The following is a 16,513-nucleotide window of genomic DNA, read 5'->3' as shown; positions in this document are numbered from 1 at the left end:
GATTCCGGCATGACCGAGGTTCAAGAACGCATAGAAGGTGTGGTGATCGGCCTGTTTCTCGGCTTCAATTCTGATTCGCCATTGGTCGTGTTTCCCGGCAATCCAGGTGACGCGGCAGTTCCCGCACGCAGCCTGACTGAACTCACCTCGGCGATGATCGGGGCGGAAGTCGCATTGCTCTTCCAGGAGGGTGACCCGGCGCGGCCCTTGATCGTGGGTCGAATCGTCGAACCTGCCCGCAAATCTCCGACGCCGCAGGTCATTCGCGATGGTGAGCTGGTGACCATAGTCGGCGACGAGCGGATCGAGCTTCGCTGTGGCAAGGCGACGATTATCATGGAAAAGGATGGCCACATCACCATCCGCGGCACCTATGTGACGAGCCATGCCAGCGCCACGAACAGGGTCCGTGGCGGGTCAGTGAATCTGAACTGATGCCCAAGATCGTCTTGCGCGAGATCGTTCGCCAGCATGCCGAAATGGCAGCGTTTCTATGGACGGTCTACGACCATCATCTGCTGTATCCGGACGAGAATCCTGACATGGACGAGGAGCGGCTCGCGCGTCTTGTGGAACGGCTTGACTCGCATCTAGACGGTCTGCGCATCGCAGGAGAGGTCGGGCAGGAGATCGCTGAAACGCTCTATGCCGAGTATCCCGAAGCGGGCGAGTTGTTTGTTTTGCGCATGCTAATCAAGGGCGCACCATCGAGGATCGCGGAACTCGACCTGCCCAAGGTGAGGGCGTATCTGTCGAGCAAAGGCGGCCAGAAGTAGACGAACACGTTCAGGCCGTCACTCCAGTCGGAATCCATTGTCATAGACAAGCGTCAGCTTCTTCCACGTTTTGCCGTCAAAGCGCCAGGCAGCGTCGATGCCGGCGACATAGAGATAGTCGCCATCGCTGCGCAGATCCGAGCCGATGCCGGTATCCTCGAAGGGCTGTAGCTCGTCCCCCGCTTCCACGCTTACCCCCACCTCGTCGCCCCAATAGGCGCGGCCCTTGAAACTACGCACGGCAAAAAAGGCATGTTCGGGCGCCTGAAGCTCCGTCGCTTCCTCGTTGGCCACTCGGAGGCAGGCGCCGCCGTCTCCGGCAAGCCGGATCGTGCCATCGGGAGCGACGTCGATGCCGCGGAACTGGTCGTGGCGATGAAGTTCCACCGCTAGCCAGCCCGAATCCGCCAACCGGTGAAGGCTGCCCTGGTTGCCGCAGGCGAACAGGCCGTGCTGAGGTGAGCCGTGAACGTCGAAATATTGTGTCGGGACAATGGGTGGTATGGGACGCCACGCAGCCCCTTGGAACCTGAGAGCCACCCCTTTGCTTCCGACGGCAATGGGCCCATCCGGGTCCTTCGCCCAGATGCGCCGGAGGCTGATCTCCGAGATCTTTTCGCTCGACCAGTTCGCGCCTGCAAAACGCCAAACCCGGGTGGTTGCCTCGAGAGCAAGGAGTTCGTCCGACGGCGTCGCGGAAAGAGACATCAGCCACGCATCCGACAGAAGTATTCGCTTGGCGGTAGCCGGGTTAAAATCATCGACAACGAAGACGACCGACACGGTATTCACAAAATCGGGATCACTGACCAGGAAGAGGATTGCGGCGCGGCCGTCGCGCATCGGCGCGACCTGTATGCATTGGTATGCCGTGTCGCTATCCTGTGCAAAAATGTCCAGCAGTTCACGGTCCATTCTCATCTTTGAACCCCTTCAAGTGCCGGCGCGTCGCTTGCACCCGACCGTCGGGCGTTGCTTCATCGCCTTCTCAACCTGTCGTGCAGATACGGTTAGTTTCTTGAGCTTTTTCTTTGCTCCAGCCACTCGCTCTTCTTCCGCGTAGGCGCGCGTGCAAGTCGTGTGGCACACCTGCGTGTCCTTTACGTCTTGCTCACTCTTGTTCATGCTCTTCTTCAAATAGTTCATATTTGCGACTTCAAGACATTCTGTCGCGAGTGCGACCTGCGCTGGCGGGATGTCCAGGTTGTCGACGGTTGCGGCAACGCAAGTGTTCACGAAGTCGCCCAGCTTTCCCTCCGGGTTGTTGGCGATCCAGTTTCTTGCCTCAGCCGATTTGTAGTAGTGGGGCGTGTTGGTCGTCCTGCCGAGAACGGAACGTCCCTCGACGCCTGCCGAACGCGCTGTTGCGCCTTCGCCAGCGACCCATTTCGCCTTCATGCAGATGCATGGTGCCTCCCTGTCGTCGTATTTCTCGCAGCATTTCAGCACGAGGTCGCGCACGCCGCCCGCTGTAAAGAACTGAACCTCGACCGTGTGTTCCTTCTGCTCGCCCGGATCGCATTTCAGCTTGTTGTATGGCTTGATGCCGAGGAACGCGCATCTGGGATCGGATTCGTCGAGGATGCCGACCTTGGGCAAGGGAGGGCCGCCGGCAATGGGCGACGCGTGGTCGTTCGACGAAATGTCGGAGAAACGGCTGATCGGCTCGCCATCCATGAACACGTTGCCGGACCAGGCGTGGGCGTACTCCTTGCCCGTGTTCACAGACGTAATGACGTTCTTCTTCGGCGCGCAACCCGCTTCGTTGCCGGTGCATTTGGTGTAGTAGGACTTGTTCTTCTGGGTAACCGTCTTGCCGCCGATCTTGACGGTGCTGGTGCCGCTATCGGTGTCGCTATCGGAGCCGAAGGTCGGGTAGGGCACCGGCACGCCCGGTGGTGTTGCTGGTGTCTGTGGCGGCGTGAAACAGACATAGGGGAACGCCGCTATGACCTGGTTTGCCTGTGCTTTGCAGGCAATCTCCAGCCCGTTGGCGAAGACAGTCATGCGGCGTTCCTCGAGCCGAATAGGGCGGCGCCGCAAGCTCCAGCGTCCGAAGAAGCTTCAATGAGGACTGGATTGCCGGCAGCGTAGCCTTTTCGAGCGGCGGTCCAAGCCATACCAACCATCAACGGCACAACTGCAGCTCCAATGTTGCCAAGAGATTCAGCTGGTGACCAAAGATCCTGAAATTCGTGCCGGCCACGCAGTAGGCGTAGCGTCACGAGCACGGCCTGCTTGAACCAGTATTGCTCGCCGACGAGATCGGAGATGCGATAGCCGAGCCGGCTCATCTCGATGCCCGTTTCCCGAAAGGCTGCGTCATAGGCTGATGTCATGCCGTACGCGCGCATGGGCAGATCCTCCTTGTTGTAGATCGATGCCGCTTCGAGCGCGAGGCCAAGTCCGAAAAGCTGAAAGGCCCCGCCGTTCGAGCGTGTGCACAACACGGCCGCGGCTGCCTCTCCTGGGATAAAACCGTCGGAATTGTCGGCCGTCAGCAGGCGGCCTTCCATGAGATAGTGGGAGATCGTCGGCGCGGTCAGGTAGCTGTCCACGCCGGCGATCATCACATAGGACACCTCACCGGAAGCCAGCAGCCGCCGGGCATGGTCGAAGGCGGCGTGTCCAGACGGACGTCCATGCGCCACGATACGGGAGTGGTCGTGGGGGGCGAGTTGGATGATGTCGCCGATGCGCCGCAACAAGGCCGAATTGTCGCGCACCGGTCGGCCGGGCCGGTCTTCTTCCGGCAGGCAAAGAATGAGCGCGGTTTGGCCACGTGCCTGTGGCACTGCCTCGAAGGCCTCGGAGATCGCACCGGCAGCAAGATGAGCCATACGTTTCTCGCCAATCCAGTTGCGCGGAAGCGGCACCGGCGCGCCGGTCAAACGAGCCTCTGGCGACTGGTGAAAATGCGTCTCCTGAAAACCATTCAACCGCGCCCGCATCGCGGCACAACTTGACGGCCCGTCGAGGCCAACGGCCGTCACCATGCCTATTGAAACGATATCGAGGCTGGCACTCATGCCGCCTCCACGCCGTCGTCTTCGTGCAACGGAGTATCGAACTTGCGGATATAGCGTTTGCCGGTCGCTCGAGCCAACAACATGCCGGGCGTAGGCAACCCTATCCAGCATTCGGAAAAATCAAGGATCGTGCGCTGCAGCCGCTGGGACAGACGCCAGACCAGCGAGAACTTCCGGCGCTCCGGATCAAACAGGATTGTGTCGGCCAGAACCAGCGTGTCGACCACCTTAGCTCCGTCCTTGAACAGCGCCATGGGCAGTGCCGTGTTCGGCAAGCGGAAACTCATGCGCCCCTCCGGCGTCAGGTTCACCAGTTGCACCTCTTCGCCGCCGCGCGGGCGGTCTATTTGCTGGTCTGGTGGCGCCATCTGGAAGTAGCGCTCGTCGAAGTCCGGCGGCAGGAACGGAAAGATGTTCTTGGTCCAGTTGTCGTCGTATGTGCCGCCATACTCGATGCGCCCGGGCCAGCCGCGCCCCATCGGTCCAAAGCTCATGGGCGTGTAGTCGCCGAAAGGCGAACGGATTTCCTCGCCGACTTTTTGTGTGTTGGGTAGCCGCAAACCCGGAATGAAGCGCTGGTTCTTTGTGCGTGACCAGCCGGTGCCGACCGGGTTGGTGGAATAGACCCCCGGCAATTCGTCATCGGGGTCGAGCTTGTCGACGCCGCCCCAGGCATTGTCATAGCTGATCGGCAGTTTCAGGAACGGCTGCGGTGAGGTCGCGGTGAAGACCGGACCAATCGCGCGCCATTCGCGATTGCCCAGCACCTCGAAGAGTTTCGACCAGTTGCCGATCTTGATGCCGACAGGCACACGCTCGGCCGGCCGGCCGCCAGGCGCGTAGGCACAGCCGTTGGCAATCACGTCGCAGCGAGGCTTGCGGAACGCAAAATCGGTTTCCCAGAGTGTGGCGGAATAACCCGGTTTGCCAGTTTGGGTGTCGGCGAAAACCAGAGGAACTTGTTCCGCCGATTTGCGCACGTCTCCGCCAGGTGTCTCTGGAAAATCGAAGGTCCCCTTCACCACGACGACGAGCCAATCGTGCCCTGCAACATCGGTTGCTGCCGTGAACTGGTGCGGGTAGCCCATCTGATTCCAGATCTGCATCAGCTGGCCTCCCAGCTTGCCGCGAAGATTTGTTCCAGCGTCGTTTGAGGTGAATGCGGATCAATGTCGAATATGTCCGAACGCGCTGTCCACATCACCATATCGCTGATGAGCTCTTCGCCCGGCTCAACCTGCGGCACCGGTAGCGCAGCCAACGCGCCCTCCAATTCGTCCGGCGTCAGCTCGCCGCCTTGGGCCGCGATGGCCAAGTTTTCGATCTCAGCAAACCATGCATCGGCATAGGCAAGCTCGACGGGAGCCTCGGAAAGCTGCACGACGACGCTCAACGGGAACTGCCTGCCAACTCTGTCGGCGCTCTGCACGATGACGCCTGCCGATCCGCCGAGAAAATCCGGACCGGTCAGGAACCGCAGCGCCGTGGCGCGCGCCCAGGATTCCGAGCCGATGAGCGGGACAAGATGCTGTGCCAGCCAACGGTCCCAGACGCGCACAAAGTCTCCCGGCAGCCGCCGCGTGACGAAATCGCCGGTAGCAGGCATTTTGCCGTAAAAGCCGGGCAGGATCATATCTGGGGCGGACATGAGAACTTCTTGAACATCTGAAGATTGTAGGGGTTCTCGACGCTTGCCGCCTTGAGTTGGAAATCGGCGTACATGCCTTTGGTGCCCAGGCGCAGGCTGTAGACGTCCGACAGCGAGGTGCCGGTGAAGCGACCGCTGCGCAACATTCTCAGCCACGCCCAGCTGCCGGTCTCGTTGAGCAAGATTTCGGGCGAGCCATCGATCGGCTGGAAGGCAAGCGAGATAACGCCTGTGCCGTCCTTGCCGGGCCACGTCATCGGCTGCGGCCTTGTTGCGTTGTTATAGTAGACGAGGTTCTGCCCATCGAGGTTGAGTGTCACGCGCGCGACATTGGGCGACAGATCCTTTGGTTCGAGCGTGAAGCTCATCAGCGGGCCTGTACCGCCGGGAAACAGGTCATCGCGGATCCGCCTTGCCTGCTCGAACGCGGCCAGTGCCGAAGGATCGAGGCCGAAATCGGCGCGCCATTTCCACGGCTGCGCCGACGTGTCGACATAGCTGATCAGGTGGTCGTTTATGAAGGTGTCGATCAACCCTGCCGGTCCGAACAGGCGGGCGAAGTCGCGGACATTGACGTCTACGGCGCTCTCAGGGCTGAAAGGATAGCGGTTGTTGAGTGCTGCCTGGCAGAACGGCAGGATGTCGGCTCGCCAGATGGCGTTGAGCTCCGAGGTGACCGCCTTCTGCGTCAGCCCGCTGGTATCGCCGGCAATGCCGCCCAACCAGTCGTCGATCGGGTCGGGCAGGATCTGCGCCTGCCTGGCAACCGCTCCAGTCAGTTCGGCGAGGCCGCCCTGCTTCTTGATGGCGTCCTGAGGATCGGGATTGGCCGTCACCGTCTGCAGCACATTGGACAGTGCGGTCAGCGCGACAATGGCGGCGTCGAGCGCCGGCGGCTGACCGTCGACCTCGGCGATGGCGCCCTTTAGCGGCTTGAAATGCTCGGCCACCAGACTGCCGGTAAGATCCACCTCGTCGGCAGAGCCCGCACGCGGCAAAAGCTTTGCTCCGGTTTTTACGATCTTGCCAAGCTTGCCCAGCTTGCCAAGCAGTTTCGAGCCACCTGCCGCCGCTGCCTTGTCGTTTGCCGGCGCTTCATCGGATCGCGTAAGCTCGGTCTCCTGGACCACCGCGGTGACCAGGCGCTTCAGCGCGGAATCAGCACTCGAAAGATCCTTGAGGTTCTCACTGGCGACGTTGAGGTCGGTCAATGGCGCCAGCCTCATATCGCGCAGGAAGCTGTCCCATTGCGCGATGTAGTCGTCGTAATAAAGCTTCAGAATATCCTCTGACAGGGCCGACACCGAGGTTTCGGAATTCTCCGAGCAACCGCCGGCGAACACCGCCCGGTCGAGTGCTGCCTGGGCGGCGACATCCTCGACCCGGTCGAGAATGGCGTCATGGAAGCCGGCATAGGTGAACGCTCCCGAAATGCCGACCCGAAGCGTCTTGTCGGAACGCCGCGCAAAGACCTTGGCGCCGTTGGGACCTGCGAAGTTAGCAGGAATCCATTCCTTGAGCGCAGCCACCGCCGGGTCCGCCAGCAATTGCTTATAGGCACGCGCCGGCAAGGAAATCGTACAGACGGTTTTCAGTGCCTCTGCAACCAATGCCTGGTCCGGGGCGATATAACTGGCGTCAACCGCCATGCGACGGATCGCGGCAAGCTGGTGCTCTTCGGCGTCGGCTGTCGGGAAGGGGGCAGCCGCGGCGAATTCAGGCAGCCTGTTCACCCACCAGTCCTGGGCGAAGTCCGGATCCATCTGAGAAAGGCCGGTCATCATGCGATAGGTCTTCAGCGCCCCCAGCATGAAGTCCGGATCGCGAATCTGCCGCCACATCGTCGCCTCGAGCAGCGCCACCATGTGCGGCTCGAGAACGTTGCGCAAAGCATGGTCGTAAGTGTCGGCCTGTGCCCGCACCAGTTCCGCCGAGGCTGATGGCCCCAGCAAATCCTGTGCTGCGCCAGGCGGCGGGGTGCGGGCATTTGCGACCTCATCCATCGCACTGAGGGCGCCATCGATCGCAGGCTGTTCTACCGATGCCGGGTTTGCCGCGGCCGAGGTCAGTGGCGTTTGCAGCGCCTCGAACTGGCTTGCCTGGGCCGTGATCGCGTTGCGGTTGTCGTAATAGGACCAGGTGAACAGCCCGCTGACCAGCAGGGCGGCTGCGGCACATGCGGCGGCCGCGCCACGCCAGATCCAGGCGCGGCGGCGTTGCGCCAGCGGATCGAAGGTGCCGAGGCCGGCTTCCTTGAAGATGACTTCAGTAAGCAGGTTCTTTAGGAAGAAGCTCCGTTTTTCGACACGCGGCGCGGCCAACGCCCGGCGCGGCGGAAGGCCGAAGGAGGCAGATAGCGCCGCGGTCAGTCTATCGATGGGCGCGCCTTCCTGGGTCGCCGACGTCAGATAAAGGCCACGCAGCCAGGCGGCCTCCTCATACCGGCTTTCGCCGAACATCGCCTCGATCAGAACCTGGATCGGCTCGGACAGGCTGGCGAGTTGGGCGGGAAACCTGAAGATTTCGGCGCGGGCAGCAAGCTTGTCTTCGTCCTCCAGCCGGGGCACCAGCCGCCGCTCGAGCTCGGTTGCTAACGTCGCGATTTCCCGCTCGATAGTCTTTGCATCGACATGCGCATCGAGTGCGAACGTGGTCCCCCAGACCTGCTCGCGCGCAGCCGTCGACAAACCACCGAAGAAAGCCTCGAACCCCTTGATCAGGTCGGCTTTGGTCAGCATCAGATAGACGGGAAGGCGGATTTCGAGGCGATCGTTGAGCTCGGCCAGCCGACGGCGGATCTTGCGGCCATGCGCCTTGATGGCGTCGTCGCCTTCCGAAAGCACGTCGATCGAAAGCGCGACGATCACACCGTTGAGCGCACGACGGCCCCGGTGCTTCTTCAAAAGGTCGAGGAAGCCCAGCCACTCCACCGCGTCGACGTCGGGTTGGCTCTCCTGTTGGACATAGCGACCCGCAGTGTCGATCAGAACGGCGCTCTCCGAAAAGAACCAGTCGCAATTGCGCGTGCCGCCGACCCCTTGCAGGTCGTCGGTCAGGTCGATCGGAAAGTTCAACCCCGACTGCCGCAAGGCTGTGGTCTTGCCGGTGGCCGGCGGCCCGACGATCACGTACCAGGGCATCTCGCGCAGGAACTTGCGACCGCCCAGTTTGCGGCGCTTCAACTCGGCCATGACCTCGCCGAACTTGGCTCCGACCGCAGCGACATTCTCTTCGCCGGGGCTGAGTGGCTTCTCTACGGCCGGCGCGGCGATTTCGGCGACGAACATCCGGTTGGCACGGATCGCCCGACGCTGGGCAGCGATCAGCCAGATCAGCCAGAAGATGACCAGCAGCGCGATGATGACGATGCGCACATTGTCGGAGGCGAACGGGTCGTAGGGTCCGACCCTGACGATCGGCCCGAATACCCAGATCACAAAGGAAAGCAGCGTGATGCCAATCAGTGTCCACAACCAGCGCGATGTCAGGACCGCCCAGAGGAAGCGCAGGATGAACATCTCACAGCCTCTTTTCGACCAGCACCTCAACGCGCCGGTTCAGGGCCCGGCCCTCGCGCGTGCCGTCGTCGGCCACTGGATCCGTGGCTGCCCGGCCCTCGGAATGGACGCGTTCCTGCGGCACTCCGTTTTGCACCAGCATGTCGGCAATGGTCTGGGCGCGAGCCTCTGACAGTCGCTGGTTGGTCGACAGCGGATTGGTTCTTTGCAGAGGAACGCTGTCCGTATGTCCGACCACAGTGATGTTGCCGATCAGGTCACGATTGGCCAGGATCACCTTGGCGATCGAGCCGATCAGCGGCTCGAATCCTTCCGTCAGCGTTGGCCGCGACGACTGGAACAGTTCGGGGTTGGAGGCCTGGATGACCAGCTTGGCCAGTGAAACGCTCTCCGTGCCGCTGAGAGCCGATCTCAGATTGCCCGGCGCCCCGGCCTCAAATTCGGGCAGCAGTGCAAAATCCACAGTCTCCGGCGGGGGGACATCTACCGTTGGCGACACGCGGCTGATGTCGCCACGGGTCGGCGGCGGCAAGGCGCGGACCAGCGCTGAAAGCTCCACCGCCTGGCTGCTTAGTCCTATCGAGAGCCCGACATAGGTCGCGGTGGCGATGACCGCCGCGGCCAGGGCCATCACCCAGATCGGAACGATGAAGCGCTGCGGCTCGTCGGATGCGATGACGCCTTTCCAGTTCGGCGACAGCGGCGCATTCTCGGCGTCGGCATCGCGCAGGAAACGTGCCGCAGCCACACGAACGGCATTGAGCGAGCGATCGCCCGACCGGCCGGGCACGCGATACTTGCCGCGAAAACCCAGTGCCAGGCAGTCATACTGGAGTTCCAGCAATTCGCGATCTCGGTTCGGATGGCGTTCCAGTTCGTCGAGCCGCGTGAAGAACTGCGTGCCGGCGTCGACATCGCCGCGCAACATGACCACAAGCGGCTGACGCGGCCACGCGCTGGCCCCGCCCCAGGGCGTGTTCAGGGCCAGATCGTCGAGCAAGGCCGCCACCACCCAGGCTGCCTGATCGGCCCGCTCCATCGACGATCCCGCCGCCATTGCCGTGTCGCGTGCCCGAACCAGTTCTTCGAGCAGCCGAGTGCGTAACACTTCCGGATTCTCCGGTGGCAGCGCGCTTTCAAGCTCAGGCGCAAACTCGAGCAGGGGCGCGAAGGCGTTGACAAGGCCGTTCGGGTGGGTGCGCGAGCGTTTTACCGGCCCGCCCGGCATGGATACCGCCATCGGTCGCGGCATCGGCGTGCCGGTCAGCCTGATGCGAGTGCGTTCGCGATCCTCCGACAGCCCGAAAGGATCATCCCGGCTCATGGTTTCACCTGTTCACCGAATAGCAGTCCACCTGCGGTTCGCTCGGCAGTACACCCGAAACGCCAATGACGAAGCCTGGGGCACCGAGCAGCGATGCCCAGTGCTCGCTTTTCTGGTCGAGCTCAAGGCACAGCCGATCGCCGTCGTAAGGAATCTCGCGCGGTTGCGAATGAAGCGGTTTCAGCGGGATGCCGGGCAGGCGGGACTTCCACAGTCCCTCGAATTCATCCGCCGAGCCCACGGTCGCCTGGTTGACGAATATCTTGCGTAGCGCGTCCTCCGACAGTTCCGAACCGACCCGGATGACGATCCGGCTGGCCACCAGCAGCTTCGGATTGTCGATGCGGATTTTCCAAACATTGGTCGAATGGCGCATGACGGGCAGCGCGCGCGATTTCGGCTCGATGTAGCGCAGGCTCAGGATCAGTGAGCGCAATGCATCCGCCAGCGCCGAAAACGGTGGGCCGGGCGCCATGTGATCGTAAGCCGGCAGCTCGCCCAGTCGCCGCGCGCTCGAGCCGTAGGTCGCCATCGAACCGGCAAGCCCGGCCAGTTCCAGGTAAAGTTCGGCCGGATGGAAAACATCCTGCGCCAGCATATGGGCCAGTCGCGGACGCGCCGCGTTGGCGAGGTTGAGCATCAACAGGTCTTCGACGCTGCGCCCTGGCCCGCCCATGACCATCTTGCCATGAGCCTCGGCGATTTGATCAAGGCCTGTGACAACTTCCAGAAGCAATTGCCGGTACCAGGCCACTGCACCAGTAACCAGTGCCGGTGGCAGAAACGTCTCGTCCAGCGAAACGCCGCCATCGGCACGAACCCCCTTGATGTCGGCTATCGGCAGGGCGGTATACCCGCCGACCGATTTGCCGGGTGCAAGCAACAGCGATTGCGGCCGGGCGATTTCGATTTCTTCGGGGTCTGAGCCGCCCTGGACGGCATCGCGCACCGAAACAATCCGTCCATGATAGCGCGCACCGCTGGGTGGCGCGTGCGCCGGATCGAAGCCAACGCCGCCGGCCGGCTCGAGCGGCAAGGCGACCAGCACCGGGCCGGCGCCTGTATCCGAGGTGACCGGCAGCGGACGCGGCGCGTCCATCAGATCCGGAATGGAGAAGGGGGTTCCGTCCGGGAAAATGCCTCGTGCAGACAGTATCGAGATCTGGCCGGCATCGAGCAATGCCTTATCCAGGGTCAGATGCTGAAAGCCGAACGTATGCAACTGGCCGGCCCGCAACGCGCCGCGCACAGTCGCCTCGAAGAAACGATCCTGCTGCTGGAAATGCTGGGTCCGCAGAAAAAGGCCCTCGGACCACAGCACCCTGTTTGCATCGCTCATCCGGCTTCTCTCTGCATCGAACTCCCCTTGCCTTGGCCGTCAGGCGGAAATGCCGCCGCTGCCGAGTGTGACATTGATCGTAAAGTTTGATCCGGGCGAAACCGATTTGGTGGTCCGCCAGTTTCGCCCGCCAGGCTCACGGATAAGTGCAACGAAGCCCAGGGCCGTCGCATCCGGTTCAACCGTAATGGTCTTGGTCGCGGTTTTTCCAGGCCCGACGGCAATCTGGTCGGATCCGATGAGATCGCCTGCCAGTGCCGAGCCGGCATCCCCCTGCAAGGCAAAGTAGTCGGCGGAGTTGAACTTACCGGTGCTGCGCAGCCGCATGGCCAGCACCGTCACTGGCCGGTCGCCGCCGCCTGGTCCAGGGTTCATGCCGGCCGCCCCTGACAGCTTCACCGTGATGACCGACGGTTTTGGCGGCCCGGCGCTTTGACAGGCCGTAAGCAGCCCGGTCGCACCCAAGGCAACGATAAATTCGCGTCGATCGATCATGTCTTACTCCTCCTCATATGCATCACGAAAATCGGCGCCGATTTCGCCGAGAAAGCTCTTTTCCGCGCTCTCGGCGATTTCACGATGGCGTTTCTGGTAGAGCTCCCACAGCTTGGCGCCGCGCCCGCCCGACAACAGCGTGCCGATCGCGGAACTCGATTTCAGCTCTTCTTCGATGGCTGCCGGCTCAAAACGGTCGACCATCCGCCGCAAGGCGGCCTGCACGCCGCGCCAGGCGCGCACGTGATGTTGTGCGAGGTCGCGAACCGCATCCGCGATAGCCGCTTCGCCGGCGAGAAATCCGGGGCTGCGTTCGGCAATAAGCGTCACGATTGCGTCGTCGACCGTCGGCAGAAACTTGAGTGGATTGACTTCGGAGGCTCCGACCATTGTCTGGGCAACGCGGGCATTTCCCTTTTCTTCGGCACGCTTGCGCAGCAGCTGCATCAATCCTTCCATCATAAGCCGATATTCGCGACCGAACTTCTCCATCTCGGCGACGGCGTCGCGCCCGGGAAAATCGGCTTCCGCGATGCCCATGCCGCGCAGGAATGCGGTGCGAAGCGCCATGTCGGCGTGCTGCCTCGCGGGCGGCTGGCGGGCGGGGCTGGCGGCTGCGCCTGCCCGCATTGGGGGAGGGGCATCTGCCGCTCGCACGGGCAGGTCCCAGGGATTGGCCGCTTGCAGTGGTTGGGCGTCGCGCTCGCGCTGACCGGTCGAGCCCGCATCGCGTCCCGGGCTGGGCGCCGCGGCAGGCCCAAAACCGAAATCGTCATTGAATTCCGGCATCTTTGCCGTCGCGGGCTCCGTTGCGCCGTTCGGGGACGACATAGGATCGAGGCCGAATGGGTCCGCGCGGCTGGGTGTGCTGTCTGGTTCCAGGTAGGCGTCGGCGCTTTTTGACAGGGGCGTTGAAACCGGATCGAGGCTGAACGGGTCGTCGAAAGCAGGCGAGCTTCGCTGTCTGGAATTGGCGCGTTCGAACGCACCCGGGATCGGCTGCTCGAACGGGTTCGGCAGCTCGGCTGGACGTGGCCGCTGCGGCTCTTCTTCCACGGTGGCTGAAAAGAAATCGTCTCGGCCGATGCTGACCGGCGCCCGAGACGCCGGCGGCGAGCGCTCCGGAACTGGCCCTGCGGCTGCTGCTGCTGTGGCTTGGGCGCTCGACGTCTGCAGATCGACATACACGATGTAATCGCCCAATCTCAGCCGCATGCCATTGCGAAGACGCGCCGACTTGCCGGCGCCGAGCGGGCTGTCGGAGTCGTCTATGAACAATCCGCTGCTCGACGTATCAGTGACGAAATATCCATCGCGCCCACCAGTGATCCTGCAATGGGCGCGTGAAACGAACATGTCGGGATCGTCGATCTGCCAGCCCGCGTCCGCGCTGCGGCCGATCACCAATTCCCCCTCGTCAAGCCGGGTCTGCCGTACCGCCTGGGTGCGTGGCCCTTGCTCCAGCGTCAGCAGCAGACTCATGCCGCGACCTCCGCCCCTTCCTGCCGCCAGCCGACTAATGTCCGCAGCCGCATGTCGTCAGCATCGCCCCTTTCAGCGGGCCGCGCAAGCCACGCGGTCCGGGCGAGTTGCACGGTTCCAATACGCGGCGGCGGAACGGCATCGCGCGCCAGCACGATGCGCAGATCGACGTCGAGCGATTCGCCGACCATGTCGCTAACGGCCTGCTTGAACAATTTGAGGCGCTGACCACCCGGCAGGAACGCCTTGAAGTCTTCATAGCCCAGCGGGCCGACGCGGAGCTCGATCCTGCTTTGACGGTTGAAGACACGCGGACCGATCGTCGCTCCCCGACCGAGCCCTGCGTAGGCTTTGCCAAGGCGGGTCTGGAGCGCGGCTGGTATGGTCATCCAGGCAGCGATGAACTCCCTGATCTGGACCGGCACCTTGAACGCCTCAGCCAGGAACAGCGTCAGCCGCTCGGGGCCGTCGACCTGATTGGCAAGCGAAGCGGCCTGGCGCAGCTTAACGGCGTCCAGTTCGGGGTTGTGGGTGCCGGGAAGCCCTATTCCCGCCATGGCTTCAAGCATGGCGCGAACGCGCCCACCTACCGGGCGCTCGACCTGAACCGCCGGATGCGCATCCGCCCACGCCCTGTAATACAGCCCAATCATGCGGTTCTGAAGAATGTTGACGAAGTCCATGAAGGTCGTGTCGCTGGTCTGCTGCGCATCGGCGCCGGTGAACCAGCGTTGCGACAGGCGATCGAGCACCCAGCGCGTCAAATGCAGGGGCATCGGACCTTCAGGTCCCATCAGACCAATGTTTGCGACCGTAACCCGAGCGGGCGCTTTGTCAGTCGCTTCGCGGAATTCTGCCAAGTCCTTGGCGGAAAAGCTGAGACGAACATGCTGCCCGAGCCGCGAGGGTTCGCGCTCCGGCGGGCCTGAATAGCCGAACAACCCGCCTCTCCGTTCGAGTCGGCGCAACAGCTCGAAGAAGTCGAACGCATCCGAGAGCTCTTCGGGCTGGTGCAGGCCAGGCTTGTCTAGATCAGGTAGCGATTGCCGGGCGTCATCGGCCATGGCACATCCTCCTGCTTCTGCAGCAGCCATGTGCGGGTTCGCACAAAGCCGTTTATTCCAGCGTGACGGGCAAACAGCCGTGCCAGCAGGGCCGAAAGCAGCAAGGTGCTCTGCCCCGCCAGGACAGACTGATCGACATGCAATGTCACCTCCGTGCCTCGTCCGAAGCACATCGGCCCATCGATCTGCAGCCGTTCGATGACCGACCGGGAGTCGATGCGCACGATCGAGTGCACATTGCGGGCGAGGCTCGGGTCACCCCTGTCGGCGTAAAGCTCAAGCAGCGCATGCAGCGGGTCGACGCCGCGCCCTTCCTTTGCAAGGCTTAGAAAGTTGAGCGCGAGCTGCGCTACAAGCCGCCAGGCGAGATTGTCGGCTCGCGATTCACCCGCCGCGCCCGCAGGCAGTGCTGCAGGGATGGCTGGGCGAGGCGGGCGCAATGCGCCGAGAAGCCGGATCGTTTCGACCGGATCGCCGGCTTCCAGCGTCAAGGTGGGGTTATCGTCAAGGATCGGCAGATCGCGGTTGGTGCAGAGTGCCACGATGTCGACGCGCTTCAGCGGCCGGTTCGGTGGACTTTCCGCTGGGCGGGAAATCGCCAGGAAAACGTCATCGCCGGTGTATGAAGTGCGGGTGAGGCCGTCGCGCCGTTCCTCCTCCGTCGGGCGGCGTGGGCGCCGTTCGGTGGAATAAACCCAACCGCTGCCGCGGTTCTGTCCCAGGCTGAAGAGCTCCGGGATTGCGGCGTCGCTCCCTTCGCTGTCGGCGTCCTCGACGCGGATAACCCGATAGATTTCGAAGTCCCGCGCTCGCGTGCGGTCGGCATGCAGCACCTGCCGCGTTTTGCGCGGATCGAGCTCGACGACGTTGCACTCACGTTCGAACAGATTGATGATCGGCGTCGCGAAAAGTTCAAAATCGGCCGCCGCCAGATCGGCAAGTTCAGGCACCGGACGCCTGAAGATGAAGATGATCTCGAGCTCGGCTGTGCATCTGCGCACGATGGGCTGCAACCCCGAAATCCGAGCATAGTGAAAGCGCTCCGGCATCATGAAGTATTCGCGCAGAAGACGATATCCTTCGAAGGTCGGACGTGTACGAGGCATCAGAGCCTCGTCGTCGCTGATGCCGACCATTTCAGGTACCGGCAACGGCGATATTGGGTTGGCCTTGCCTTCCGGTCGTGCACCAACGGCTGAGCAGGCGCCGAAAATCGCATCGAAAAGCAGTGGTGCCTTGGTGCGCGCGGCAAAGTAAAGATCAAGCCGGTCGAGCGACAGTTCGTCGAGCTTGCCTTTTCCAGTACGGGCCAGCGTGATGCGAAGCGCCGCCTCGCCATCCACACCGCCGAGCCTCGTGATGCCGGCTGCCGCCAAGGCGCTGCGATCCTGAAAATAGCCGACCGAGGTGATGGCTATCGGCCACAGCGTGATGTCCTGGGCGGTGGTGAACGTGCAACGCGTCGAAAGGCCAGGCTGGAGGCTGGAAACCAGCCGCGTATTGCGCTTGACGACATGGCCCCCAATCATTGTCTGGACCTGCTGGCCGGGTTTGAGCACCACCATGGCCGTTGCCGGCGCCGGCGTGACAAGGTCCGGATAGAGAACATCAAGGACGGCGCGCGAGAAGCGCGAGCGTTCCGCATCGACCTTGAGCCGGGTCCGCGCGGCCAAGAATGCAACGCCGTCAAGCAGCCGCTCGACATAGGGATCCGGACAGGGCACCGTATCGAGTGAAAGGTTGCGCGCCACCGCCGGATGCATGTCGGCGAATTCTGCCGCGAGCGCACGGATATGGGTCAGTTCCTCCTCGTAATATTCTACGAAGACCCGATCCAT

General features: G+C 62.7%; 14 protein-coding genes. 2 read left to right on the top strand and 12 right to left on the bottom strand.

Annotated features, from left to right (window positions below):
- Positions 1 to 9: 9 nt before the first annotated feature.
- A complete protein-coding gene (locus tag RQ479_RS12970; protein WP_023720327.1) occupies positions 10 to 435 on the top strand; it encodes a DUF6484 domain-containing protein in 426 nt (141 codons plus the stop codon).
- Entirely contained in the window at positions 435 to 776 is a 342-nt protein-coding gene (locus tag RQ479_RS12965) for a hypothetical protein (RefSeq protein ID WP_376705369.1), read from the top strand. The genes RQ479_RS12970 and RQ479_RS12965 overlap by 1 nt, the downstream gene beginning before the upstream one ends.
- A gap of 18 nt (positions 777 to 794) precedes the next feature.
- Here RQ479_RS12965 and RQ479_RS12960 read toward each other — a convergent pair whose 3' ends face one another.
- The 12 genes from RQ479_RS12960 to tssF are packed head-to-tail and all read right to left on the bottom strand — an operon-like array spanning position 795 to position 16,513.
- The gene (locus tag RQ479_RS12960; protein ID WP_376705368.1) at positions 795 to 1,691 is read right to left on the bottom strand and encodes a hypothetical protein; all 897 of its coding nucleotides are present in this window, start codon (positions 1,689 to 1,691) and stop codon (positions 795 to 797) included.
- Positions 1,692 to 1,709: 18 nt separating this feature from the next.
- Positions 1,710 to 2,783 (bottom strand): PAAR-like domain-containing protein, encoded by a 1,074-nt coding sequence (locus RQ479_RS12955; RefSeq protein ID WP_376705367.1) that lies wholly within the window; start codon positions 2,781 to 2,783, stop codon positions 1,710 to 1,712.
- Positions 2,780 to 3,805 (bottom strand): beta-ketoacyl synthase N-terminal-like domain-containing protein, encoded by a 1,026-nt coding sequence (locus RQ479_RS12950; RefSeq protein WP_376705366.1) that lies wholly within the window; start codon positions 3,803 to 3,805, stop codon positions 2,780 to 2,782. Before RQ479_RS12950 ends, RQ479_RS12955 begins: the two co-directional genes overlap by 4 nt.
- The gene (locus tag RQ479_RS12945) at positions 3,802 to 4,911 is read right to left on the bottom strand and encodes a DUF2169 domain-containing protein (RefSeq protein ID WP_376705365.1); all 1,110 of its coding nucleotides are present in this window, start codon (positions 4,909 to 4,911) and stop codon (positions 3,802 to 3,804) included. The genes RQ479_RS12950 and RQ479_RS12945 overlap by 4 nt, the downstream gene beginning before the upstream one ends.
- A complete protein-coding gene (gene tagF, locus RQ479_RS12940) occupies positions 4,911 to 5,453 on the bottom strand; it encodes a type VI secretion system-associated protein TagF (RefSeq protein ID WP_376705364.1) in 543 nt (180 codons plus the stop codon). The genes RQ479_RS12945 and tagF overlap by 1 nt, the downstream gene beginning before the upstream one ends.
- Positions 5,435 to 8,971: a type VI secretion system membrane subunit TssM gene (tssM, locus tag RQ479_RS12935; protein ID WP_376705363.1), complete on the bottom strand. Its 3,537-nt coding sequence runs from the start codon at positions 8,969 to 8,971 to the stop codon at positions 5,435 to 5,437. The genes tagF and tssM overlap by 19 nt, the downstream gene beginning before the upstream one ends.
- Before the next feature lies 1 nt (position 8,972).
- The gene (gene icmH, locus RQ479_RS12930) at positions 8,973 to 10,295 is read right to left on the bottom strand and encodes a type IVB secretion system protein IcmH/DotU (RefSeq protein ID WP_376705362.1); all 1,323 of its coding nucleotides are present in this window, start codon (positions 10,293 to 10,295) and stop codon (positions 8,973 to 8,975) included.
- Between the two features lie 4 nt (positions 10,296 to 10,299).
- Positions 10,300 to 11,634, bottom strand: coding sequence for a type VI secretion system baseplate subunit TssK (gene tssK / locus RQ479_RS12925; protein ID WP_376705361.1), 1,335 nt, complete (start codon positions 11,632 to 11,634; stop codon positions 10,300 to 10,302).
- Between the two features lie 39 nt (positions 11,635 to 11,673).
- Entirely contained in the window at positions 11,674 to 12,129 is a 456-nt protein-coding gene (gene tssJ, locus RQ479_RS12920) for a type VI secretion system lipoprotein TssJ (protein WP_376705360.1), read from the bottom strand.
- A 3-nt stretch (positions 12,130 to 12,132) separates the two neighbouring features.
- Entirely contained in the window at positions 12,133 to 13,611 is a 1,479-nt protein-coding gene (gene tagH / locus RQ479_RS12915) for a type VI secretion system-associated FHA domain protein TagH (RefSeq protein WP_376705359.1), read from the bottom strand.
- Positions 13,608 to 14,675 (bottom strand): type VI secretion system baseplate subunit TssG, encoded by a 1,068-nt coding sequence (gene tssG / locus RQ479_RS12910; protein ID WP_376705358.1) that lies wholly within the window; start codon positions 14,673 to 14,675, stop codon positions 13,608 to 13,610. The genes tagH and tssG overlap by 4 nt, the downstream gene beginning before the upstream one ends.
- Positions 14,639 to 16,513: a type VI secretion system baseplate subunit TssF gene (gene tssF / locus RQ479_RS12905; RefSeq protein WP_376705357.1), complete on the bottom strand. Its 1,875-nt coding sequence runs from the start codon at positions 16,511 to 16,513 to the stop codon at positions 14,639 to 14,641. Before tssF ends, tssG begins: the two co-directional genes overlap by 37 nt.

This window comes from Mesorhizobium sp. ISC25 (assembly GCF_042295465.1).
Taxonomy (GTDB): domain Bacteria; phylum Pseudomonadota; class Alphaproteobacteria; order Rhizobiales; family Rhizobiaceae; genus Mesorhizobium.
The sequence above is the reverse complement of the archived record's forward strand: the minus strand, read 5'-3'. Positions and strand labels throughout refer to the sequence as shown.